At 31.8% G+C, this 20,309-nt stretch carries 22 protein-coding genes and 1 pseudogene; 11 read left to right on the forward strand and 12 right to left on the reverse strand.

The window, feature by feature from the left end:
* Positions 1-140: 140 nt before the first annotated feature.
* Both Q1A73_RS13955 and Q1A73_RS13960 read right to left on the reverse strand, forming a co-directional pair.
* A complete protein-coding gene (locus tag Q1A73_RS13955; protein WP_299606738.1) occupies positions 141-554 on the reverse strand; it encodes a hypothetical protein in 414 nt (137 codons plus the stop codon).
* Between the two features lie 133 nt (positions 555-687).
* Positions 688-1,095, reverse strand: coding sequence for an STAS/SEC14 domain-containing protein (locus Q1A73_RS13960; RefSeq protein WP_299606740.1), 408 nt, complete (start codon positions 1,093-1,095; stop codon positions 688-690).
* A 439-nt stretch (positions 1,096-1,534) separates the two neighbouring features.
* Between Q1A73_RS13960 and rpmB the strand changes: the two genes are divergently transcribed.
* The 6 genes and pseudogenes from rpmB to Q1A73_RS13990 all read left to right on the forward strand — a co-directional run.
* On the forward strand, positions 1,535-1,774 hold the full coding sequence (gene rpmB / locus Q1A73_RS13965; RefSeq protein WP_149623903.1) for a 50S ribosomal protein L28: 240 nt from the start codon (positions 1,535-1,537) through the stop codon (positions 1,772-1,774).
* Positions 1,775-1,798: 24 nt separating this feature from the next.
* Entirely contained in the window at positions 1,799-1,981 is a 183-nt protein-coding gene (gene rpmG, locus Q1A73_RS13970) for a 50S ribosomal protein L33 (protein WP_069675060.1), read from the forward strand.
* A 4-nt stretch (positions 1,982-1,985) separates the two neighbouring features.
* The gene (locus Q1A73_RS13975) at positions 1,986-2,138 is read left to right on the forward strand and encodes a DUF4295 domain-containing protein (protein ID WP_219007908.1); all 153 of its coding nucleotides are present in this window, start codon (positions 1,986-1,988) and stop codon (positions 2,136-2,138) included.
* Positions 2,139-2,262: 124 nt separating this feature from the next.
* The gene (gene ftsY / locus Q1A73_RS13980; protein ID WP_299606751.1) at positions 2,263-3,216 is read left to right on the forward strand and encodes a signal recognition particle-docking protein FtsY; all 954 of its coding nucleotides are present in this window, start codon (positions 2,263-2,265) and stop codon (positions 3,214-3,216) included.
* A gap of 6 nt (positions 3,217-3,222) precedes the next feature.
* The gene (locus Q1A73_RS13985; protein ID WP_299606753.1) at positions 3,223-3,852 is read left to right on the forward strand and encodes a hypothetical protein; all 630 of its coding nucleotides are present in this window, start codon (positions 3,223-3,225) and stop codon (positions 3,850-3,852) included.
* A gap of 149 nt (positions 3,853-4,001) precedes the next feature.
* A pseudogene (locus Q1A73_RS13990) lies at positions 4,002-4,220 on the forward strand (signal recognition particle-docking protein FtsY); the annotation flags it as partial.
* Between the two features lie 463 nt (positions 4,221-4,683).
* Here the strand turns inward: Q1A73_RS13990 and Q1A73_RS13995 are convergent.
* Complete coding sequence (locus Q1A73_RS13995; protein WP_299606755.1) at positions 4,684-5,439, reverse strand: hypothetical protein; 756 nt, start codon at positions 5,437-5,439, stop codon at positions 4,684-4,686.
* A 33-nt stretch (positions 5,440-5,472) separates the two neighbouring features.
* Entirely contained in the window at positions 5,473-6,552 is a 1,080-nt protein-coding gene (locus Q1A73_RS14000; protein ID WP_299606757.1) for a hypothetical protein, read from the reverse strand.
* A gap of 112 nt (positions 6,553-6,664) precedes the next feature.
* Here Q1A73_RS14000 and Q1A73_RS14005 point away from each other — a divergent pair, with 112 nt between their 5' ends.
* From Q1A73_RS14005 to Q1A73_RS14020, 4 genes are all read left to right on the forward strand, one after another.
* The gene (locus tag Q1A73_RS14005; RefSeq protein WP_299606759.1) at positions 6,665-7,183 is read left to right on the forward strand and encodes a sigma-70 family RNA polymerase sigma factor; all 519 of its coding nucleotides are present in this window, start codon (positions 6,665-6,667) and stop codon (positions 7,181-7,183) included.
* Between the two features lie 62 nt (positions 7,184-7,245).
* Positions 7,246-8,166, forward strand: coding sequence for a FecR family protein (locus Q1A73_RS14010; protein WP_299606761.1), 921 nt, complete (start codon positions 7,246-7,248; stop codon positions 8,164-8,166).
* Positions 8,123-10,660, forward strand: a complete 2,538-nt coding sequence (locus tag Q1A73_RS14015) for a carboxypeptidase-like regulatory domain-containing protein (RefSeq protein WP_299606763.1) — start codon at positions 8,123-8,125, stop codon at positions 10,658-10,660. The genes Q1A73_RS14010 and Q1A73_RS14015 overlap by 44 nt, the downstream gene beginning before the upstream one ends.
* 95 nt (positions 10,661-10,755) lie before the next feature.
* Positions 10,756-12,426: an amidase family protein gene (locus Q1A73_RS14020; RefSeq protein WP_366141459.1), complete on the forward strand. Its 1,671-nt coding sequence runs from the start codon at positions 10,756-10,758 to the stop codon at positions 12,424-12,426.
* Here Q1A73_RS14020 and Q1A73_RS14025 read toward each other — a convergent pair.
* On the reverse strand, positions 12,423-13,526 hold the full coding sequence (locus Q1A73_RS14025; protein WP_299606765.1) for a serine hydrolase domain-containing protein: 1,104 nt from the start codon (positions 13,524-13,526) through the stop codon (positions 12,423-12,425). The genes Q1A73_RS14020 and Q1A73_RS14025 overlap by 4 nt on opposite strands.
* Before the next feature lie 164 nt (positions 13,527-13,690).
* Here Q1A73_RS14025 and rimO point away from each other — a divergent pair, with 164 nt between their 5' ends.
* Positions 13,691-14,995 (forward strand): 30S ribosomal protein S12 methylthiotransferase RimO, encoded by a 1,305-nt coding sequence (rimO, locus tag Q1A73_RS14030; RefSeq protein WP_299606767.1) that lies wholly within the window; start codon positions 13,691-13,693, stop codon positions 14,993-14,995.
* On the opposite strand, the gene Q1A73_RS14035 is transcribed toward rimO, so the two are convergent.
* The 7 genes from Q1A73_RS14035 to Q1A73_RS14065 form a co-directional block, all read right to left on the reverse strand.
* Positions 14,992-15,495 (reverse strand): hypothetical protein, encoded by a 504-nt coding sequence (locus Q1A73_RS14035; protein WP_299606769.1) that lies wholly within the window; start codon positions 15,493-15,495, stop codon positions 14,992-14,994. The two genes, rimO and Q1A73_RS14035, sit on opposite strands and share 4 nt — an antisense overlap.
* A gap of 602 nt (positions 15,496-16,097) precedes the next feature.
* The gene (locus Q1A73_RS14040) at positions 16,098-16,727 is read right to left on the reverse strand and encodes an NAD(P)H-dependent oxidoreductase (protein ID WP_299606771.1); all 630 of its coding nucleotides are present in this window, start codon (positions 16,725-16,727) and stop codon (positions 16,098-16,100) included.
* Between the two features lie 11 nt (positions 16,728-16,738).
* A complete protein-coding gene (locus Q1A73_RS14045) occupies positions 16,739-17,452 on the reverse strand; it encodes a pirin family protein (RefSeq protein WP_299606773.1) in 714 nt (237 codons plus the stop codon).
* A gap of 95 nt (positions 17,453-17,547) precedes the next feature.
* The gene (locus Q1A73_RS14050) at positions 17,548-18,414 is read right to left on the reverse strand and encodes a helix-turn-helix domain-containing protein (protein WP_299606775.1); all 867 of its coding nucleotides are present in this window, start codon (positions 18,412-18,414) and stop codon (positions 17,548-17,550) included.
* A 207-nt stretch (positions 18,415-18,621) separates the two neighbouring features.
* Positions 18,622-18,783, reverse strand: a complete 162-nt coding sequence (locus tag Q1A73_RS14055) for a hypothetical protein (protein WP_299606777.1) — start codon at positions 18,781-18,783, stop codon at positions 18,622-18,624.
* A gap of 38 nt (positions 18,784-18,821) precedes the next feature.
* On the reverse strand, positions 18,822-18,968 hold the full coding sequence (locus Q1A73_RS14060) for a hypothetical protein (RefSeq protein ID WP_299606779.1): 147 nt from the start codon (positions 18,966-18,968) through the stop codon (positions 18,822-18,824).
* A 628-nt stretch (positions 18,969-19,596) separates the two neighbouring features.
* Positions 19,597-20,229, reverse strand: a complete 633-nt coding sequence (locus Q1A73_RS14065; protein WP_299606781.1) for a hypothetical protein — start codon at positions 20,227-20,229, stop codon at positions 19,597-19,599.
* Positions 20,230-20,309: the final 80 nt, after the last annotated feature.

A 20,309-nucleotide genomic window follows, 5' to 3' on the forward strand; every position in this document is an offset into this window, starting at 1 on the left:
TAATTACTTGTTAGTCAGTATTTTGTGATGTCTTTAAGGATTTCAAACCTTATAGTTGTTTTACATTGTGATAACTTTAAGGAGGATGATCAGATGGTATTCTTGCCTACATATAGCAAAAGAAAATACTTTAGTATTGCTTAATTACTATCAATTAATGGTTGGATGAGTGTTTCTTTCCATTGCAATGCATCATTTAGGTTGTCAAAGATGGCTGTCTCATTATCAAGGAAAGATTGCTCTAATGTTGCTATTTTGGTGTTGATGGAATTATATGTTACGACACCGTACCCAATAAAATTAGGAAAGAGTTTGGAAGATTTAAAATGACCAGTAGGCACAAAGGAAAAAGAATTCTTTCTATTAGATATGTATACAAAAGGAATCGTAGTTCCGTAATAGGATTGTAATAGATCAAATAGAGCTGAACAATTTTCAAAAGTTAGTGTTACTCCTTCTTTTATTTCTGAAATGATATGGTTTTTATAAAAATAAAATATACCAATATCAAGTTCATGCTTATGAATAAGCTTTCTGTTAAAATCGTAAGTCATGTTCTAGGGTGTAGTTTCCAATTACACAAGAAAGATACTTTATTGTTAATAAATATACAATTTATTTAAAGAATTAATAATTTTGAATAGCTCTTGATGTAGATTTACTAAATAAGAAGATGCTGGGGAAAAATTATCTTTTAGCTATAAGTTGATCGCTCCAATGTACCGCATCTTCTAAATTGTCAAAAACTTTAGTGGGCACCTCAAGAAAGGATTGTTCTAGAGTTGCAATTTTTGTGTTAATAGCGTCGTAGGTTACTACCGCATATCCTTTTACATATGGTAGATGTTTTTTAGCTTCAAAATGAACTGTGGGCTGCAGAGAGTATGAATGTATTCTATTAGCGATATAGACAAAAGGATTATCGAATGAGTAATATTTTTTTGTGAATTCATCAGATATCTTTAAAACAATATCTAATTCAATTTTAGCGCCTTGATCAATTTCTGATACCATAAAGTTATCGTAGTAGTAAAATACTCCAACTCCGTTGACTATGTGTTTTTGTAGCAGTCTATCTTTTAGTGAGTCGTGCATGATGATTTAAATCATATTAATGACTAAAGATACAATACAAGATGATAAAAACTTATTTTTAATTGATTGTGTTTTGTATTTCTAATCATGAAACAAAAAAAAAGCGGATCCTAAGATCCGCTTGTTTACTACTCAATTACCCCATATCAAGTAGTTAGTTACAGTTATGAAAACTAACTGGTGTAAAAGTAATAGCTATTGGCGATTTACTATATACGTAAAAACCCCCGTTTTTAATTTTGAGTATTGAAGGTGATACAAATTAAAAGGTGATGAACTCTAAAAATAGTATTAAATTTGAGCTCTTTTTAAGAGTTTACGGAGCGATGAGAATGAAATTTAAAAAAAGAGAAAAAAAACATAATAGTATTATTGGTGGTTCGGTAAATAATTCGTTAATTTGCACCCTGTTTTGAAATAATACCAAAATTACGAAGAGATGTCAAGAGTTTGCGAGCTTACAGGTAAAAAAGCAATGGTGGGAAATAACGTTTCTCACGCTATGAATAAAACAAAACGTAAATTCAACGCGAATTTAATTAAAAAGCGTTTTTATATTCCTGAAGAAGATAGATGGGTAACACTTAAAGTGTCTACTTCAGCTTTGAAAAATATAAATAAGAACGGTATTGCTGCTGTTTTAAAAGAAGCAAGAGCTAAAGGTTTCTTAACAAAATAAATCAGCTTTTAAAAAAATATTACAATGGCAAAGAAAGGTAATAGAGTTCAGGTAATCTTAGAATGTACAGAGCATAAAGCTTCTGGTCAGCCAGGTACTTCAAGGTATATTACAACAAAAAATAAAAAGAACACTCCTGATAGAATGGAAATAAAGAAATTTAATCCAATTCTTAAGAGAATGACTGTTCATAAAGAAATAAAATAATAACATGGCAAAGAAATCAGTAGCATCGTTACAGACAGGATCTAAGAGATTAACCAAAGCTATTAAGATGGTTAAATCTCCAAAAACAGGAGCTTATACTTTTGTAGAGTCAATTATGGCACCTGATGCAGTAAATGACTTTTTCAAGAAAAAGTAATTTGTAAGAAAATATTTTAAAAAGAAGCCGTTTCAATTTTATTGGAATGGCTCTTTCTTTTTATATTTATAGAAGTTTGTGGTATAGTTATATTTTTAAATTTATAGTATTCTGAATACAACACATGAGTTTGTTTAAAAAAATATTCTCTTCAGAGAAAAAAGAAACCCTAGATAAAGGGTTAGAAAAATCTAAAACTAGTTTTTTTTCTAAATTAAGTAAAGCTGTAGCTGGGAAGTCTAAAGTAGATGATGATGTCTTAGATAATTTGGAAGAAGTTTTGGTTACTAGTGATGTTGGTGTAAAAACGACTATTAAAGTAATCGAAAGAATTGAAAACAGAGTTGCTAAGGATAAATATTTAGGAACAGAAGAATTAAATAAAATTCTTAGAGAAGAAATTGCAGGCTTACTTTCCGAAACTAATTCGGGAGAAGCATCGGATTTTGAAATCCCAGAAGTTAAAAAGCCATATGTGTTAATGGTGGTAGGAGTTAATGGTGTGGGAAAAACCACTACCATTGGTAAACTTGCGTATCAGTTTAATAAAAAAGGATTAAAAGTAGTTTTAGGTGCTGCTGATACCTTTAGAGCTGCGGCCATCGATCAGTTGCAGGTATGGGCGGATCGAGTAAATGTTCCAATTGTAAAGCAAGATATGGGGAGTGATCCTGCGTCTGTTGCATTTGATACATTGCAGTCTGGAGTAAATCAGGATGCAGATGTTATTATTATTGATACAGCAGGGCGATTGCATAATAAAATAAACCTGATGAACGAGCTAACCAAAGTAAAGCGTGTGATGCAAAAGGTGGTAGGAGACGCGCCGCATGACGTATTACTGGTTTTAGATGGTTCTACAGGGCAAAATGCTTTTGAACAGGCAAAACAATTTACCGCTGCAACCGAAGTTACTTCATTGGCTGTTACTAAACTAGACGGTACTGCTAAGGGTGGTGTAGTGATCGGTATTAGTGATCAGTTTCAGATCCCTGTAAAATATATTGGAGTAGGAGAAGGAATAGAAGATCTACAAGTATTTAATAAATATGAATTTGTAGATTCTTTCTTTAAGTAATTTTGCATGACCAAAAGAGTTAGTTTTTTTAGACTATTCCAGTTCTTACTACTTTTTTTGTGGATTAGTATTGTAAGTGCACAAAAGACGGAAGCAAAACTTTATTTTAAAGATGGTTCGGAACAAATTGGTTTTGCAAAATTCAAGGGTAAGGATAAAGTAAAATTTAAGGAGACTAAAAAAGATAAACCGATCATTTATAATTGGGAAGATCTCACTAAAATTACACTAACCAAACCTGGAAGTGGAAGATATCATTTTTATTATAAAAAAATTAAAGGAACTGAAACCTTTAAACCCTTGCAGTTAGTAAGTGATGGAGAGATTAAGCTTTATCGAATTGTTACTAAAGGATACGATATAAAGTATAGTAACGGGACAAATTCAGGAGTCTTTGGTAATGACAATGGCATACCGCAAACTACTCGTACAGAAATAGAGGATTTTTATATTTCTAAAACAGATGAAGATGTTATTGATATGTCTTATGGATCAGAGTTTTCTAAAAACTTCAAAGAAACATCCATTTCCTTTTTTGCTGATTGCAAAGATATTGTTACGAAAATAGAGGATGGTATCTACACAATAAATGATATTAGAGATATTGTGTTTTATTATAATTTCAAATGTAATTAAACTTACTTTATTATTTAATTATTGATTTTTTAGGAATAAAATTAGTTAGTTGTATTGAATAGAAGGGTTATTGTGTAACAATATCCCTTTTTGTTATTTTGAGAAGATATTTCCGTTAACACACAAACTCGTGATGTATTGCTGGTTTTACAGGATAAAATGCTTTTGAACAAGCAAAACAGTTTACAGCTGCAACCTAAGTTACTTCATTAGCGATTACTAAATTAGATGGCACCGCCAAAGGTGGTGTAGTAATCGGTATTAGTGATCAGTTTCAAATCCTTGTAAAATATATTGGAGTAGGAGAAGGAATAGAAGATCTTCAGGTATTTAACAAATATGAATTTGTAGATTCCTTCTTTAAGTAATATTTTAAAAAACTAGTAGAGCTAGCTTTTTAAAACATCCATTATAATTAGGGTGTTTAATTGGCGAAAATTTGGATATATATCAGGTTTATAAAAAAAGGAGTATTCTTTCGAAAAACTCCTTTTTTACCAAAATAAAGATATAATTAACCTCTACTAAAATAGATTTAATGTGTTCCTACGTATGAAAAAAATGTTCTATTCGTAGAGGTTTCTTTTTAATTGAAAATACAATCTGTATATTCAATATTTACTTTTTTTAATACATCTCTTATAAAACTTGATTATATAGCCAGTTTAGATGAGATGATTACTAATACTATGCAATAAGCAATGATAAAACCTCCACAGATGAGTATTTTATGCTTTTCTATTAATTTTAATTTAGACATAGATATTGGATTTATAATACGGTTTTAATTAGTTAAGAGTATGGTATAGAGGCTGTGGACGTTATAGTTTTTTATTCATCGCCATTGTCAGTCTCGATACAAAACTCGGTATACATTGCCCAGCTGTTTCCTGGGAAATTGTTTCCTTCTGCCCATGCAGTTTCTTCTCCACAATAGTTATCGTCGTCGTTAGAATCTGATGATTTTGATTCGTTGTTAATGATAGTATCTTCATCATCATTATCATTATCGTCCTCATCATTGTCGTCGCACTCGCCACAGTCAACTTCGGCATGTGCCGCTAAACAAAAACATTCTCCAATGTCTGATAACGGTATTGTGTAAGTAAACTCATTTACACCTTCTCCATGTTCTGTCTTGTATGGGAACTTTCCAATTTTTGGATTACCTTTATTTGTTGTTGGTAGGTCTTCGCAGTTCCCTACATATAGATGAGTTGCTTTTAATGTCCAACTACCTTGACTATTCTTAGAAACGTTGCTAGTAATACTTTCTTCCTCAGTTTCTTCTTCATTATCATCATTTCCACAGTTAGTACTGTAGGTGACAAATACGTTTACCCCATCTGATGTAACAGAAATTGTTCCTGCTACATGATGTTGTCCAGCCATTAAATTAGTCGTAAAAGGAAGTATTTCGCCATCATTGGATACTGTAAGCATTTTAATATTGTCACCTGTTGTGATCTGGTTAGTATCCGCAGAAGTAAAACTTTCATTTTCGCAACTTGCTGCTGCTAGTGTAAGTATTACAAAAGAACTTATAGGTAATATTGAGTTAAGTAAAATTTTTAGTGAGTTTTTCATGATCGGATTAATTATTTTAGGGTTTAAGTTTTTTTAGATTTGTTGAAAGAATAATTCGTCTTTGCTAATTCCTTCGCCTTCGCGCTCATCAAGCATTATTCTTTTTTCCTGGATTTTTTTAACGTTCCAACTGTTATTGAGTTTGTTTAATGGAGCTTCCGTACCAAAATCTAAGGTAGTATTAAGTCCTCCATCCACTCTAGTTCGCACCGACCAAGTACCTTCTGTGGTTACATTGTTTGTGTCATCTCCGTCGTTATCTTCTAAAGTTACTAGTACAGTACCATCTTCAGAAAAATCAAAAATGTAATCACGGTAATTATTTGTTTCATTACTTTGGTTATCCTTATATTTTTGAACTTCTAAAAGTTCACTGGTAATTACGTCAATAAACCTTTCCTCTCCTAAATCATTTTCATCACAGTCATCAATAGCTTCTTCAATTGCTTCTTCTAACTCGTCTAGATTGTTTATTGTTATTTCTGTGTTATCAGAAAGAATCACAGTAATAGGAAAACTAATATTTACGATGTCATCCTCATCTAGGTCTTTAATGAAATCATGTAATTCCTCATCATTAGTAAAGGTAATTGTTTCCAATACCTCACTATTTTCGTTAAAAACAGATACGGATAAGGGGTACTGAAAATCTATACATTCGATATCATCATCATCTTCTTCTTGGTCTTCTTCACAAGCTTCTATTAGTGCATCTAACTGATCTTGATTTTCTACAATAGTTTCAGAAAAGTCACTAGCAATAAGAGTGATAGGAAATATGAATTCTAAGGTATCCATGTCATCAGAAGATTGATCAAAAATTGCTTCAATTTCTTCAAAGTCATCTTCAGTATTCAGTGTCAATTCAGTTCCGTTAACAACCACAGTTACTGGTAATGAGATATCAAAACAACTAGAACCGTCTAGGATGTTGTCTCCAGAGCCGTCGTTCATTGCCGTTTTTAGGATTAGGTCTGCAATTTTAGAGTTCGCAGTTAATGTTTGCTCCTGTGGAGCACCAATTTCTTCATTAAGTTCTGTTCTACAAGATGTAGTGATAAAAAATACAGAAGTTGTGAGTGAAAGTAATAAAAGTCTGATTTGTGTTTTCATGTTAGTTTGGGTTTAAAAGAATTACTCCTTTTATATTCTAGAACAACTAACTTTTAAAAACTCCTTTATTTTTTTTGTTTTTTTTACTTTTACTTCCAAATCATCTTTAAAAATGCCACAAAAACTAAATGAAGATGTCTGTGATGAAAAGATGTTTTCTATGATTTATAGGAAATATAAGCAAGACATATATAATTTTCTTTATTATAGATATGGTGAGAGTTTAGGACCTAAAGATACTATGCAAGAAGTGTTTGTTAAGTTATTGTCTCATTGTAAGGAAGTAACTCCAGAAAAAGCTCGAGGCTTTTTGTTTAAAGTGGCAAAAAATATGATGTTAAATGCAATAAAGCATCAGAAAGTGGTTTTAAAACATCAGGAGGTGAAACCTAAAGACTATACTAATGAATCCCCAGAATTTATTTTAGAACAGCAACAATTCCTAAAAAGATACCAAAATGCTTTAAGTAGATTAACCGAAGATCAGCGAACCGCTTTTTTATTAAATAAGGTAGAAGGAAAAAAACACGCTGAGATTGCAGAGATGTTGGGGATCACTAGAAAGGCAGCAGAAAATAGGATTTATGCGGCTTACAACAAATTGAAAAGCGAATTAGAGGGGTTTAAATAAAAAAAAATAGATTTTTAAAAAGGAGTTTTTAAAAGTTAGTTGTTATCTATATGTAAGAAGATATGAAAACAAATAAAGAACATTTAGTACGAAAGTGGTTAGCAGACGAACTTACGGAAGCTGAACTGGAGACCTTCAAAAAAATGGATGATTACGCAATGCATTCCAAAATAATTGAAGGGGCACAGTATTTTAAAGCACCTGATGTTTCTAAAGAAGCTAATATGGAGGAATTGTATTCTAGTAAGGGAAACAATGAGAATACTACTTCTAGAAAATCTTTTGATTACAAAATGTTGTTTAAAATCGCAGCAACAATTACGATAGTGTTGGGTGTTTCTTACTTTTTCTTTCTTAACAATGATCAAACTTTTTCCACATTAGCCAGTGAAAAGCATTCGCTAGCACTTCCGGATAATTCTGAAGTAGTCCTGAATGCTAAATCGGAAATTGTTTTTAACAAAAATGAATGGAAAGATAAAAGAGAAGTGCATTTAAAAGGAGAAGCTTTTTTCAAAGTAAAGAAAGGTTCTGCTTTTGATGTAGTAACGGAAAAAGGCAAGATTACTGTTCTGGGAACCCAGTTTAGTGTAAAAAACAGAGCTAACTTTTTTGAAGTGATCTGTTATGAAGGTCTTGTGAATGTAAAACATGCAAAAGACTCCCGAAACCTACCAGCGGGGAGTACTTTGCGTATTGTAGATGGAATAACAACTTTTGAAACTGTTGATTTTAATCGTCCCCAATGGTTAAACAATGTTAGCAGTTTTAAAAGTGTTCCATTCTACCAGGTAATTAAAGAGTTTGAGAGGCAGTATGATGTTACTGTCAATGCTGAAAATATTGATACAAAACGCTTTTTTACTGGAGGTTTTGTTCATAATAATATGCAAGATGGTTTAAAATCTATAACTTTACCTTTAGATTTGAACTATACTATTGATACCAACAAGAACATCACTTTACGTAAAAAAGAAGAGTAGTATTGTATTACTTTTATTAGTATGCAGTATTTTATTTTTGGTTCCAGCAAATGCTCAAAATGAGCAAAAAAACAATCAAAAACCTTTATTAGAAGTTTTAGAAAAACTAGAAACACAGTTTTCTTACCAGTTTACTTATGCCGACGATACGATAAAGGATATCTTTGTCAATGATACCCCAGAAAACCTTTTGTTAGAGGAAATATTAGCGTCTTTGCAACAACAAACCGGATTAACTTTTACGGTGATTAATGACAATTTTATTGTGATTAATAAAAGAACGGAAAGTTTATTCGTCTGTGGGTATATAAAAGATTATATGACTAAAGAACCTTTGGTTGGAGCTACAGTAAGAACAGAAAAGTTAGGAGTTGTTACCGATCAAAATGGATTTTTTAGGTTAGAAGTTGGAAGCGAGGAAGAAGTTGTAATCGAGCACCTAGGATTTCAGATAATTAATAAAGTTTTTAATCTTGAAAAAAATGATGAATGCGCTACGGTATTTTTGATTCCTAAAACCGAAACGCTAGGTGAAATTACAATAAAAAATTATTTGGTTAAAGGTATTGATAAAACGGATCAAGGTGTTTTTCGTATTGATTACGATAAGTTTGGTATTCTGCCGGGTTTGATAGAAACGGATGTGTTACAGACCATTCAGGCGTTACCTGGAATTCAAAGCACTGATGAAACGGTATCTAATATCAATATTAGAGGAGGAACTAATGATCAAAACCTTATTCTTTGGGATGGAATTAAAATGTATCAATCAGGTCATTTTTTTGGACTGATCTCAATTTTTAATCCTTCTATTACCAATAACGCGACAGTTATTAAAAATGGAAGTGCAGCAACATTGCAAGATGGTGTATCTGGAACTATTTTAATCAATACAGATGATACAATCAACAAAGAATTTAAAACTACAATAGGTTTAAATCTTATCAACGCTGATATTTTTACGGATATTCCAATAGGTAAAAAGTCGTCACTACAACTCTCCGCCAGAAAAGCATTAAACGATTTTATTGAAACTCCTACCTATGAAAAATATTTTGAAAGGATTTCGCAAGATAGTGAGATAGGTAGGGTTAATGAAACCGATATCGGATTTGATTTTTATGATGTAAATCTGAGGTGGAATTGGCAAATATCAAACAAAGATAAAATTAGATTAAATTTTTTGGGAATTTCTAATGAGTTAGTTTTTACAGAAAATGATGTCCTTAATGAAGTAGATATTTCGAGACAAAGTAGTTTGATACAGAATAGTTTCGCAGGAGGACTTTGGTATCAAAGAAATTGGAATCCGAACTTTGATACTACCCTACAAGTTTATGAAACAGATTATCAATTAGAAGCAGTGAATGTAAACATTCCTAACCAGCAAAGATTTTTACAAGAGAATATAGTCTCAGAAACTGGTGCTAAAATAATCGCCAATTACAGGTTTAGAAATAATATTAAATGGCAAAATGGATATCAATTTATAGAAACAGGTGTTTCTAATCTAAATGATGTAGATGATCCTATATTCAGGCGAAATCAAATTAGAGTTATCCGTAATCATAGTGTTTTCTCACAAGCTGAATATCAGGCATCCGAACTTAAAAATTCTTTGATGTTAGGAGTTAGGTATACATATAATGAAAAATTTAAGAAACATTTTGTTGAGCCTAGAATTAGCTATAATCAAAGAATTTTTGATTATTTCAATTTAGAGATTCTGGGAGAATTTAAACATCAAAATACTTCTCAAATTATTAATTTTCAGAATGATTTTTTAGGAATTGAAAAAAGACGTTGGATTCTTTCAAATGATGATGACATCCCTGTAGTTACTAGTAAACAGGCATCGTTAGGTGTAAGCTATAATCAAAAAGGGTGGTTAGTGAGTTCAGAAGCTTACTATAAGCTGGTAGAAGGAATCACAGCTAGAAGTCAAGGATTTCAGAATCAATACGAGTTTACTCAAGCAACAGGCGATTATACGGTAACTGGCTTAGATATTTTAGTCAATAAAAGATTTCACAATCTAAGTTCTTGGTTAGGTTACTCGTTCGTTGATAATAATTACACTTTTCCAGATTTTCAAGAAAATAAATTTCCTAATAATATTGATATAACTCATTCCATAACTTTTGGAGTAGCTTACACGTATAAAGATCTTAAAATATCATCAGGCCTTAATTGGCATTCAGGTTTGCCAACTACAATACCTGTTTTTGCAAATGAAATAGTGGATGATGAAATTAATTATAATCCAGCAAATAGTGATAGATTACCAGCATATATGAGATTTGATATATCTGCTACCTATGACTTTAAATTATCACAAAAAGTAGATTGTCATGCTGGTATTTCCGTTTGGAATTTCTCCGACATTAATAATACTATCAGTTCTTATTATACTATTAATGAAGGGAATGTTCAGGAGGTTATGAACTCAGCACTAGGAATCACGCCCAATGCTACTTTTAGAGCATCTTTCTAAAGTTCTGTTACAAAATAGTTAAAAGGGACATTGTTATAGATTACAATGTCCCTTTTTGTTATTTTGAGAGGATATTTCCGTAAACACACAAACTCATGATGTATAGAATAATAAGTCTTCTTATCACAATTTCTCTTTTTTCTTCTTGTAAAAAAGAAACTAATCTAGAAGTAATTACTAAACAACCTAGGGTAACATGGCAACCTTATGATGAATCTGAAGATATAAAGGCAACGCTTGATTTAGAACAGTCACGTATGCATCTAAAACTGGTTAACTCCAAAGTTTTAGATAAAAACCAGATTTGGAGGCCGTTAGAATCGGAATTGGATTATTTTTCTGAAGAAGATTATAATGCTTTAAAACCTCTTATTTTAGAGAAGGATATTCCTTCTTTACAAACAAGTATAAAACAAGGAAAGCTTACTTATGAGAAATTAGTACTTTTTTACTTGTACCGAATTAGAAAATATGAAATTGATAATCAGCTTTCTCTCAATGGTATTATTGCACTTAATCCTTTGGTCGTTGAGCAAGCAAGAGAATTAGATAAAACGGATACATCTAATATAGATATTCACTCTGTTTATGGTATGCCAATTTTGCTGAAGGATAATATCAATGCCAGAGGTATGCCTACAACAGCAGGTGCTGTTGCTTTACAAAACAATAATGCTGAAAACGCTTTTATCGCTAATCGTTTGTTAGAAAAAAAAGCTTTGTTACTGGGTAAGGCAAATCTAAGTGAGTGGGCGTATTTTTTCTGTTCTGGTTGTCCAGTAGGATATAGTGCAATTGGCGGGCAAACAATGAATCCATATGGAAGAATGATTTTTGAATCAGGTGGTTCCAGTTCGGGAAGTGGGGTTACAGTTGCGGCTAATTTTTGTGTAGCAGCTATTGGAACAGAGACTAGTGGTTCTATATTATCGCCATCGAGTCAAAACTCGGTAGTAGGATTAAAGCCTACGATTGGAGTTTTTAGTAGAAGTGGAATTGTGCCTATTTCCAGTACATTAGATACTCCAGGTCCAATGACAAAATCAGTGATTGATAATGTGATTTTATACAATGCACTCGTAGGTAAGGATACTACAGATAGTGCTTCTATTAAGGCAAAAACAGTTTCCTTGCCAAAAATTACAAATACCAACTTAGCAGGAAAAAAGTTTGGTGTTTTGAAATCCTATCTTACAGATTCCCTCTATACTAAAGCAGTAGAGAAAATTAAAAATTCAGGAGCAGAAATAGTGGAGTTAGAACCTGAGAATACACCACTTCCTGGTTTCTTGACGATTTTAAATATCGACATGAAAAACGATCTACCACAATATATAGCTAAGTATGCAAGCGATAATATTGCGACGAAAACTATCGAAGATATTGTTGCATTTAATTTACAAGACTCATTGATAAGAATGCCATATGGTCAAGCATTGTTAGAGGGAATTGTGAGTGATAGTACTACAACGAAAGAGTTGAAAACGATCAAGGAGAATTTACAAAGTGTTTCTAGAAGTTATTTCGATACACATATAGATACTCATAATTTGGATGCGATTTTATCTATAAATAATTATCATGCAGGATATGCTGCTGTGGCCAAATATCCTGCTATAACGGTTCCGATGGGATATACTGATAAAGGAGAACCTAAGAGTTTAACTTTTATTGCAAAGTCATTTTCTGAACATAAACTGTTAGCATTGGCATTTGCGTATGAACAAATTTCCAAAGAACGTCGAGCTCCAATAAAGTACAATTAATTCATTAGTTTATTAATTTTAATCCATAAATCATTATCAAAACTAGAAGGGCCTAGTAGTGCTTCTCCTGTATCATCTCCCATACGAACAATTACAAGATTCTGACTAGGTACTACATATAGTTTTTGATCGTCTTTTCCTAAACCAGCAAAAAGATCATCTGGAGCATCTGGCATAAGCTCTCCCGGAAATTCGGTTTCGAATGAAGGTGCACGAAAACTAGATTTTCCGTTGAGCCACCATAGGTATCCGTACGAAGGGTTAAGATTTTGTGAGCTATTTGTCATTTCCGTAAAATAAGCTAGATCTGTAAGAATAGGAGTGTTTTCCCAAGTTCCTTTATTTAAGTTTAATAGGCCAAAACGAGCCATGCTTCTGGCCGTACTGTAATAAACATTAGCATACCCAAGACTCAGCCATGTGCCGTTCATTCCTATATTGTTTTTGATTTTAGTATCAAAATAGTCCGTGTATTCCATTCCTGTAGCGCCTGTAATAATATCCGATAATAGTGTATAAGCAGCATTATGATAGTACCAAAAGGATCCAGCTTCATTTAGATATGTTAAACAGTTAGGATCGGTACAATTTTGATTGGCTACATTATAGTCTAAACCAGTAGTCATGGTTAGGTGGTTCTTTACAGTGATATTATTTTCTTGATCAGATGTAATTGTTGCCCATTGATCACCCAAGTAGGTATTAGACGATTGTTCTATGTTTAATAATCCTTCTTGCTGTGCTAATCCTATCATAAACGAAGTCAGGGTTTTTCCAGCTGAGTACCAAGGGTTATTATCTGTAGCTGTGGCACCATTAAAATACTGTTCTATTACTATCTTACCATCTTTTAGAATAATAAAAGCCTTTGTGTTTTTTTCTTCAAGGAAATTGTAAAGATCTGTTTCAGCATCGGAATTCCAGCCAAGATCTGATATGGATACCGTTTCCCATTCTTCAAAATCAATAGGTGGGAAATATAAAGAAACTTGATCTGGATTAGGATCTGGATTTTCAATGGACATTTCTTCCGAATCACTTGAACAAGAAAAAATACAAGAAAATACCAGAAAAAGGATAGGGGATATCTTTTTCTTCATAGCGTATTTTGGTTATATATGTAGATTTAGACGCTACAATATACAAAAGGTTTAAATTATTTATTGTTTTCAGAAGAGAGTTGTCGCAATTATATACTAAACTTTAGTTATTCATTGTATCTTTGCACACCTTTAATAGAACCGGTTAGATTGATTCAAACGATATGAGAACAAAGACTTTAAAGAAGAATAAGATCAATGTAGTGACATTAGGTTGTAGTAAGAATGTGTATGATAGCGAAGTTCTTATGGGACAACTTAAGGCAAATAACAAAGAAGTTGTTCATGAAGAAGAAGGAAACGTAGTGGTCATCAATACATGTGGTTTTATTGCTAATGCAAAAGAGGAATCTGTAAACACTATTTTAGAGTATGTACAGAAAAAAGATCAAGGTATTGTTGATAAAGTTTTTGTTACCGGTTGTTTATCAGAAAGATATAAACCTGATTTAGAAGAAGAGATTCCTGATGTAGATCAATATTTTGGCACTACTGAACTTCCTGGCTTATTAAAAGCCTTGGGAGCGGATTATAAGCATGAATTAATTGGAGAGAGATTAACAACAACGCCTAAAAATTATGCTTATTTAAAAATAGCAGAAGGATGTGATCGTCCTTGTTCTTTTTGTGCAATTCCTTTAATGAGAGGTAAGCACAAATCCACTCCTATAGAGGAATTAGTAACCGAAGCAGAAAAACTTGCGGCCGATGGTGTAAAAGAACTAGTCCTAATAGCACAAGATCTTACGTATTATGGGTTGGATCTTTATAAAGAAAGGAAGTTAGCAGATTTACTACGGGCTTTAGTCAACGTAGATGGTATAGAATGGATTCGCTTACATTATGCATTTCCTACAGGTTTTCCAATGGAAGTTTTGGAAGTAATGAGAGAAGAACCTAAAATATGTAATTATATTGATATTCCGCTACAGCACATTGCAGATCCAATTCTGAAATCTATGCGAAGAGGTACTACCAAAGCGAAAACAACTAAATTACTTAAAGAGTTTAGAGCAGCGGTACCTGATATGGCTATCAGAACGACTTTAATCGTAGGATATCCAGGAGAAACACAAGAAGATTTCGAAACGTTGCGAGATTGGGTAAAAGAAATGCGTTTTGAACGACTAGGTTGTTTTACGTATTCTCATGAAGAAAATACCCATGCATATAACTTGGAAGATGATGTTCCTGAAGAGGTGAAAATGGATCGTGCTAATGAAATTATGGAGATTCAATCTCAAATTTCTTGGGAGCTTAATCAGGAAAAAATAGGACAAGAGTTTAAAGTAGTTATCGATAGAAAAGAAGGGAAGTATTTTGTTGGTAGAACAGAATTTGATTCTCCAGATGTAGATAACGAAGTATTAATAGATGCTTCTAAGTTTTATTTAAAAACAGGGGAATATACGACTGTTAAGATATATGATGCTGAGGATTTTGATTTGTATGGAGAAGTGGTAGTTTAGTCATTTTCTATCGGTTTGTAGTCTCCATCAAATATAACTTTCCACGTCTTACCTTTATCTTTACTTTGACTCCATATTTGTCGAACCGTTTTGTCGTCATTTTGTTGCCAAGTTATTTTATTAGATAGGGTGTTATTTTTTTGTAAGTTGATTGTGTTTTCTAAAATCATCTTACCATCGTTTAGATTTCCAGTAATATGGAGTGTTAGCCCAGAATTATCTACCCAAAATTGTTCCCATTGATCCGTTCTAGGGTTATATTTATTTAAACTGGTTCCCTTAAACTTGGATGTTGTAGCATGATAGGTTTCTTTGATAACCTTGTTATCAATAATTGCTTCTATTTTACTTTTTCCAACTATTGTGTCAGTGTTATGCTTGTATACATTCCATTCTCCAATCCAAAAATTGAACTCAGCATACTTATGATCAATACTCTTCTGAGAAGAAATTAGCGAAAATGATAATAGGAAGAATATAGAAACTATTTGTTTTAACATTCCCAAGAGCTTTTGAAGAGTGTCACTTAAAGATAAAAAAAATCGAGGATAATTTCTATCCTCGATTTTGTTGCGTAAATGCTCTTTAATATTTTCTTGGCTAATTCAAATCTAAAGAGAACTTTATGTCTTTATTTTATTAAGGGACAAAGTTTTATAGTAAACGCTTTATTTTTAATTTAATTTTATTTCGAGCGCAAAAGTATTTAAAAAAGAAACATAAATTGTTGAATTTCAGCTTAGAGGAAGAGTTTCAGTGTTCGTAACAAAAAATTAAAGTCGATTTTTTGCAATCTATTGATTATCAGTGGTAAGATATCCGCAATAAAGTGTTGAAAATGTTGATATTGGTGTATTGTTTTTGGTTTTTTGTTAGAATAAGTTCAATACAGCTTTTACTTTAAAAAAATGCATAATTAACAATTTGATAATATTCGAACCTCATTTTTATATGATCATTACTTCTTTTCTAATTCCATGTTGAATTTATCATTTGCCTAAAATGGCTTAGCTAAGAATAGAACCCCTTTGTCTTATAAACAAAATAAGGCTTACAACTAAATGTAAACCTCGTTTCGAATTAATGTATAATCATCACAAGATTATATAGTTTCGAATAGTTCTTGTATTGGTTTTCGAACTTTCTTACTATGTTGGGTCATATCTTCTTCAGAACGATATCCTATGGTGGCAATTACGGCAGCAGATAACCCTTTCTCCGATAGATTTAGAATATTATCATATCCTTCTGGACTAAAACCTTCCATAGGACAAGCATCGATTTTTAACTCTGCACAAGCTACCAATAAATTACCAAGACCTATATAAGTTTGCTTAGCTGTCCAAGCTTTCATTATCTCATCAGGTAATTCGGTGATTTTCGATTTCATAAAGTCTCCATAACCTTTTAGATCCTCTAGATTTAAATTCTGGATGTCTGCTTTTAGTTTTAAATAATCATCGATTACTTGGTTATCTACATTTGTATAATTACAAAAAACAATAAGTTGAGAAGCGTCTACAATTTGTGATTGTCCCCAAGATTCTGGTTGTAATTTTTTTCGAACTTCTGGATCTTCAATGATCAATACCTTATAAGCTTGTAGTCCGTAAGAGGAGGCAGCTAAAGAAATTGCTTTTTTGATATTTTCTAAGTCTGATTTTGAAACTTTTTTTTCGGGATCAAACTTTTTCGTGGCATATCGCCATTCTAGATTTTGTATTAGTTGCATAACTTTATAATTTAGTGTGTGATTGGTACTTCCATTACTAATATTTTAGAAGCACTTTTAGATTCAATTTTAATTTCATTTGTATCCCATATACCTAATCCATCTCTTTTTTCTAACTCCTGTTTTCCTACGGTAATATTACCTTCAAGAACAAAAATATAAACTCCATTTTTGTTATTTTTCAATGTGTAATTTTCGATATGCTGTTCTTTAAATTGACCAATATGGAACCAAGCATTTTGATGTATCCATACACCATCATCATCATCGTTAGGAGACAAGATTTGGTATAAATTGTCTTTTAAATCCTCATCATTTAGGGTAATTTGGTCGTATCTCGGAGTTACATTTCTTTGGTTAGGGGTAATCCAAATTTGTAAAAATTTCACTTCTTTATCGGAGTTCTTATTGTACTCACTATGAAATACTCCTGTTCCGGCACTCATGACTTGTATATCTCCTTTTTTGATAACGGTAGTATTTCCCATGCTGTCTTTATGCTCTAAAGCTCCTTCTAAAGGAATAGATATGATCTCCATATTATCGTGTGGATGTTTTCCAAACCCCATTCCGGCAGATACAATATCATCATTAAGAACTCTTAAAGCTCCAAAGCTCATCCTTTCTGGATTGTAGTAGTTTCCAAAACTAAAAGAATGATGAGAGTTTAACCACCCTAAATTAGCTGTTCCTCTTGTTTCTGATTTATGCATGATCGTTTTCATAATATATCCTTTCATTTTATATTCTACACAAATTTCATCTTTTAAGGATGTAATTAGAATATGAGAATACGTAAGAACCTTGTAAAAATCCGATCTTATCTATTCTTCCTAAAAGTTGTAGGAGAATGACCTGTGCACTTTTTAAAGAAATTACTAAAATTAGCGGGTTCGGTGAATCCCAATCCATAACCGATTTCCTTTGCGGAGTTTTCTGAAAAAGTCAAAAGCCGTTTTGCCTCAATAATAATTCTAGATTGTAAATATTCTTTGGCGGTTTTTCCGATTAGTGATTTTATAGTTCTGTTAAGATGATCTGGAGTTACGTGTAATGCTTCTGCGTATTGCTGTACTTTATGCCACGAAGCAAACTGTTTTTCTACTAATTCTTTATACGATGTTAAAATTAGTGATCCTGTTTGTAATTGCTGTGGGTCTTTTGGATGGGTACTACAAATATTGTTGCTATAGATTAAGAATAACTTTATCCATGCACCGATTGCAGCTAACCTAAATTTAGACTCAGAATTAAAGGTTTCAAAAATTTCTTGAGTATACCGGTTTAACTGTTCAAATTGGATTTTATTTAATGAAAGGGGCGGAGTGTATCCATAATCCTGGAATAAATTAATGTCTTCTATGAATCGATAATCAATATTATTTTTTATCATGAATTGCCTCGAAAAAGTAATCACCCAGCCAAATGATTTTTCAAGCTCAATCATTTGATGAACTTGTCCCGGACTCAAGAAAAATGCTTGATTATTTTCTAACAAAAATTCATTAAAATCAATAACATGGGTTCCTTTTGCTTTAAAAACTAATAGGATAATATAAAAATCATGTCTGTGGGGAGCATCAACTAAACCATTTTTATGATCATAAATATCCTCCATTTTCTTTATGTCAAAGGTTATTTGATCATTTTGGGTGTCGTTTAGCTGGTATGTTTTAATTGAATTCAATTTTTCAAATAGAAATTACCGTTTAATATACAGGTTTTACTTTTCTTTTTGTTTAGGTTTATGTGTTATTTAAGATAATTATTCTGTCTAAGAATTCTTTTATTTGATATCTATAAAATAAAAAAGGGAAAGCTATAATGCTTTCCCTGCTGAAGTAATTGTACTTCTATATTTTGGTTAATTCTATTATAAAAGAGAACCTTTTAATTATTGGTTTCCAACAGTAATTTCTTCTCCGTCTTGCTCTCCGTCAGTTGTTTCTTCCGTGTCAGTTGTAGTATCTTCGTTAAATACTGCGTCTTCGAATGATTCGTTTTCACAAGCAACAAAAATTGAAGCTAATACTAATAAAAATGCGATTTTTTTCATGTCTGTTTTGTTTAAATTTATTTTGAGGATATTTTATTTTAGTTTCCTAAACCGTATGTATTGTCTTCATGAACATCGATGATCTCGACATCTTCATCTTCAGATACTTCTATTTCAGTATCTACATTGAATACTTCGTCTTCTACGGATGAGCTTTCACATGATGTTATTGCTAAAGCTATCATAACTAGAAATGGGAATTTTTTAATCATTTTAATAAAAGTTTTTTATGTTTTGTGATATGTTGTTATCTGCTTTTTTAAAAACCGGGGCAAATGTATTCAAAAATCTAATCCGAAATCATAAAATTATCTTAACAGCCCTTTATTCATGGGGATTTCGGTAAAATTCCAGTGTCTAGTTTCTAATAAAAATGAATATAATTTTAAAATTCATCATCAGTTTGAAACGAAATGGTGAATTATGTTCAGTTTTTTGATGTTTCTATTAAGAATCAGGTAAAAATGAAAAACTCCAGCAATTAACAATTTGATAATATAAGACCCTTAAAATACGTTAATATTGAATAATTATTATTAAAATAGGTTAATAAGTGATAATTATTTAAAATATATGAATTTTTTCAGAACTCTACTTAGATAATTTATTCCCTTATTATCGAGTCGTTAATTAAGAGTTTGATAAAATACTTTAATCGTAGATAGGAATATATTGGATTTTATATCTTATTCATTCATGAAAACGTCAATCATTAAACTTTTTTACTTAAAAATTGACTTTTAACACATTGATTTGACCAGGTAGAAAGAGTAATATTAACTTAAGAATCAGATTGAAGTTTTATTTTAACGTTTACTTGGCCTTTTCTAAAATAATAATCATTTCGGCTGCAATACCAGCATTAAATGGATGAATACTAGATTTTAATAAACTTAAGGTATCGTAGTAGCCACCATAAACTTTCATCTTAGCGTTTACATTAGCGCCTTTGTTTATTAAAAAGTCAGTAATCATCGGGAGGTTTTTTGGTGCTTTCTGCCTCCACATTTCTACACCGTTACTAGCGGTATAGTGTAGCAAAGTTGCCTGATGTCCATAATTAGATCTTTTAGATATTATATGTGGATGAGCATGTATTGTGCGCTTTAAAGCATCAAAATCTCCATTGATGAGTTGGTTTACTGCTTTTTCAAAAACTACATCGTAACGGATATTTGATTGTGAAACTGTTTTCCAGTTTTGAAAACCATATTCATTAGCAATGGTTGATCTACAATCATCAATGGTGAAATTGATTGTTTTTAATTCCTCTATTGATATGCCTAAATATTTAGGATGATAATTGTTTATTTCTGTATAAATAATATTTTCTTGAGCTATAATACCTTCTAACATTCGATCTGCCATTTTGGACAAATGCCTTTTGATCAATGCATATTTATTGAATTCTAAAAGAAGCGTACCATAAAAAGATTCAATATTCATTATTTATATAGTTATACTATAGTTATCTCATTAAGATATTTTATTTAAGCTCTTACTGTACTATCTGATTTTGTTGGTAC

Source organism: uncultured Aquimarina sp., from assembly GCF_947492115.1.
In the GTDB taxonomy this organism is placed as follows: Bacteria; Bacteroidota; Bacteroidia; order Flavobacteriales; family Flavobacteriaceae; genus Aquimarina.

Bases quoted from the DNA above. Each gene is read 5' to 3' on its own strand.
- Q1A73_RS13995 (WP_299606755.1), bottom strand. From the start codon at position 5,439: ATGAAAAACTCACTAAAAATTTTACTTAACTCAATATTACCTATAAGT.
- rpmG (WP_069675060.1), top strand. From the start codon at position 1,799: ATGGCAAAGAAAGGTAATAGAGTTCAGGTAATCTTAGAATGTACAGAG.
- rpmB (WP_149623903.1), top strand. From the start codon at position 1,535: ATGTCAAGAGTTTGCGAGCTTACAGGTAAAAAAGCAATGGTGGGAAAT.
- Q1A73_RS14045 (WP_299606773.1), bottom strand. From the start codon at position 17,452: ATGAAAACGATCATGCATAAATCAGAAACAAGAGGAACAGCTAATTTA.
- Q1A73_RS13960 (WP_299606740.1), bottom strand. From the start codon at position 1,095: ATGCACGACTCACTAAAAGATAGACTGCTACAAAAACACATAGTCAAC.
- Q1A73_RS14035 (WP_299606769.1), bottom strand. From the start codon at position 15,495: ATGTTAAAACAAATAGTTTCTATATTCTTCCTATTATCATTTTCGCTA.
- Q1A73_RS13975 (WP_219007908.1), top strand. From the start codon at position 1,986: ATGGCAAAGAAATCAGTAGCATCGTTACAGACAGGATCTAAGAGATTA.
- Q1A73_RS14025 (WP_299606765.1), bottom strand. From the start codon at position 13,526: ATGAAGAAAAAGATATCCCCTATCCTTTTTCTGGTATTTTCTTGTATT.
- Q1A73_RS14000 (WP_299606757.1), bottom strand. From the start codon at position 6,552: ATGAAAACACAAATCAGACTTTTATTACTTTCACTCACAACTTCTGTA.
- Q1A73_RS13985 (WP_299606753.1), top strand. From the start codon at position 3,223: ATGACCAAAAGAGTTAGTTTTTTTAGACTATTCCAGTTCTTACTACTT.
- Q1A73_RS14040 (WP_299606771.1), bottom strand. From the start codon at position 16,727: ATGCAACTAATACAAAATCTAGAATGGCGATATGCCACGAAAAAGTTT.
- ftsY (WP_299606751.1), top strand. From the start codon at position 2,263: ATGAGTTTGTTTAAAAAAATATTCTCTTCAGAGAAAAAAGAAACCCTA.
- Q1A73_RS14055 (WP_299606777.1), bottom strand. From the start codon at position 18,783: ATGAAAAAAATCGCATTTTTATTAGTATTAGCTTCAATTTTTGTTGCT.
- rimO (WP_299606767.1), top strand. From the start codon at position 13,691: ATGAGAACAAAGACTTTAAAGAAGAATAAGATCAATGTAGTGACATTA.
- Q1A73_RS14010 (WP_299606761.1), top strand. From the start codon at position 7,246: ATGAAAACAAATAAAGAACATTTAGTACGAAAGTGGTTAGCAGACGAA.
- Q1A73_RS14060 (WP_299606779.1), bottom strand. From the start codon at position 18,968: ATGATAGCTTTAGCAATAACATCATGTGAAAGCTCATCCGTAGAAGAC.
- Q1A73_RS13955 (WP_299606738.1), bottom strand. From the start codon at position 554: ATGACTTACGATTTTAACAGAAAGCTTATTCATAAGCATGAACTTGAT.
- Q1A73_RS14005 (WP_299606759.1), top strand. From the start codon at position 6,665: ATGCCACAAAAACTAAATGAAGATGTCTGTGATGAAAAGATGTTTTCT.
- Q1A73_RS14065 (WP_299606781.1), bottom strand. From the start codon at position 20,229: ATGAATATTGAATCTTTTTATGGTACGCTTCTTTTAGAATTCAATAAA.
- Q1A73_RS14020 (WP_366141459.1), top strand. From the start codon at position 10,756: ATGATGTATAGAATAATAAGTCTTCTTATCACAATTTCTCTTTTTTCT.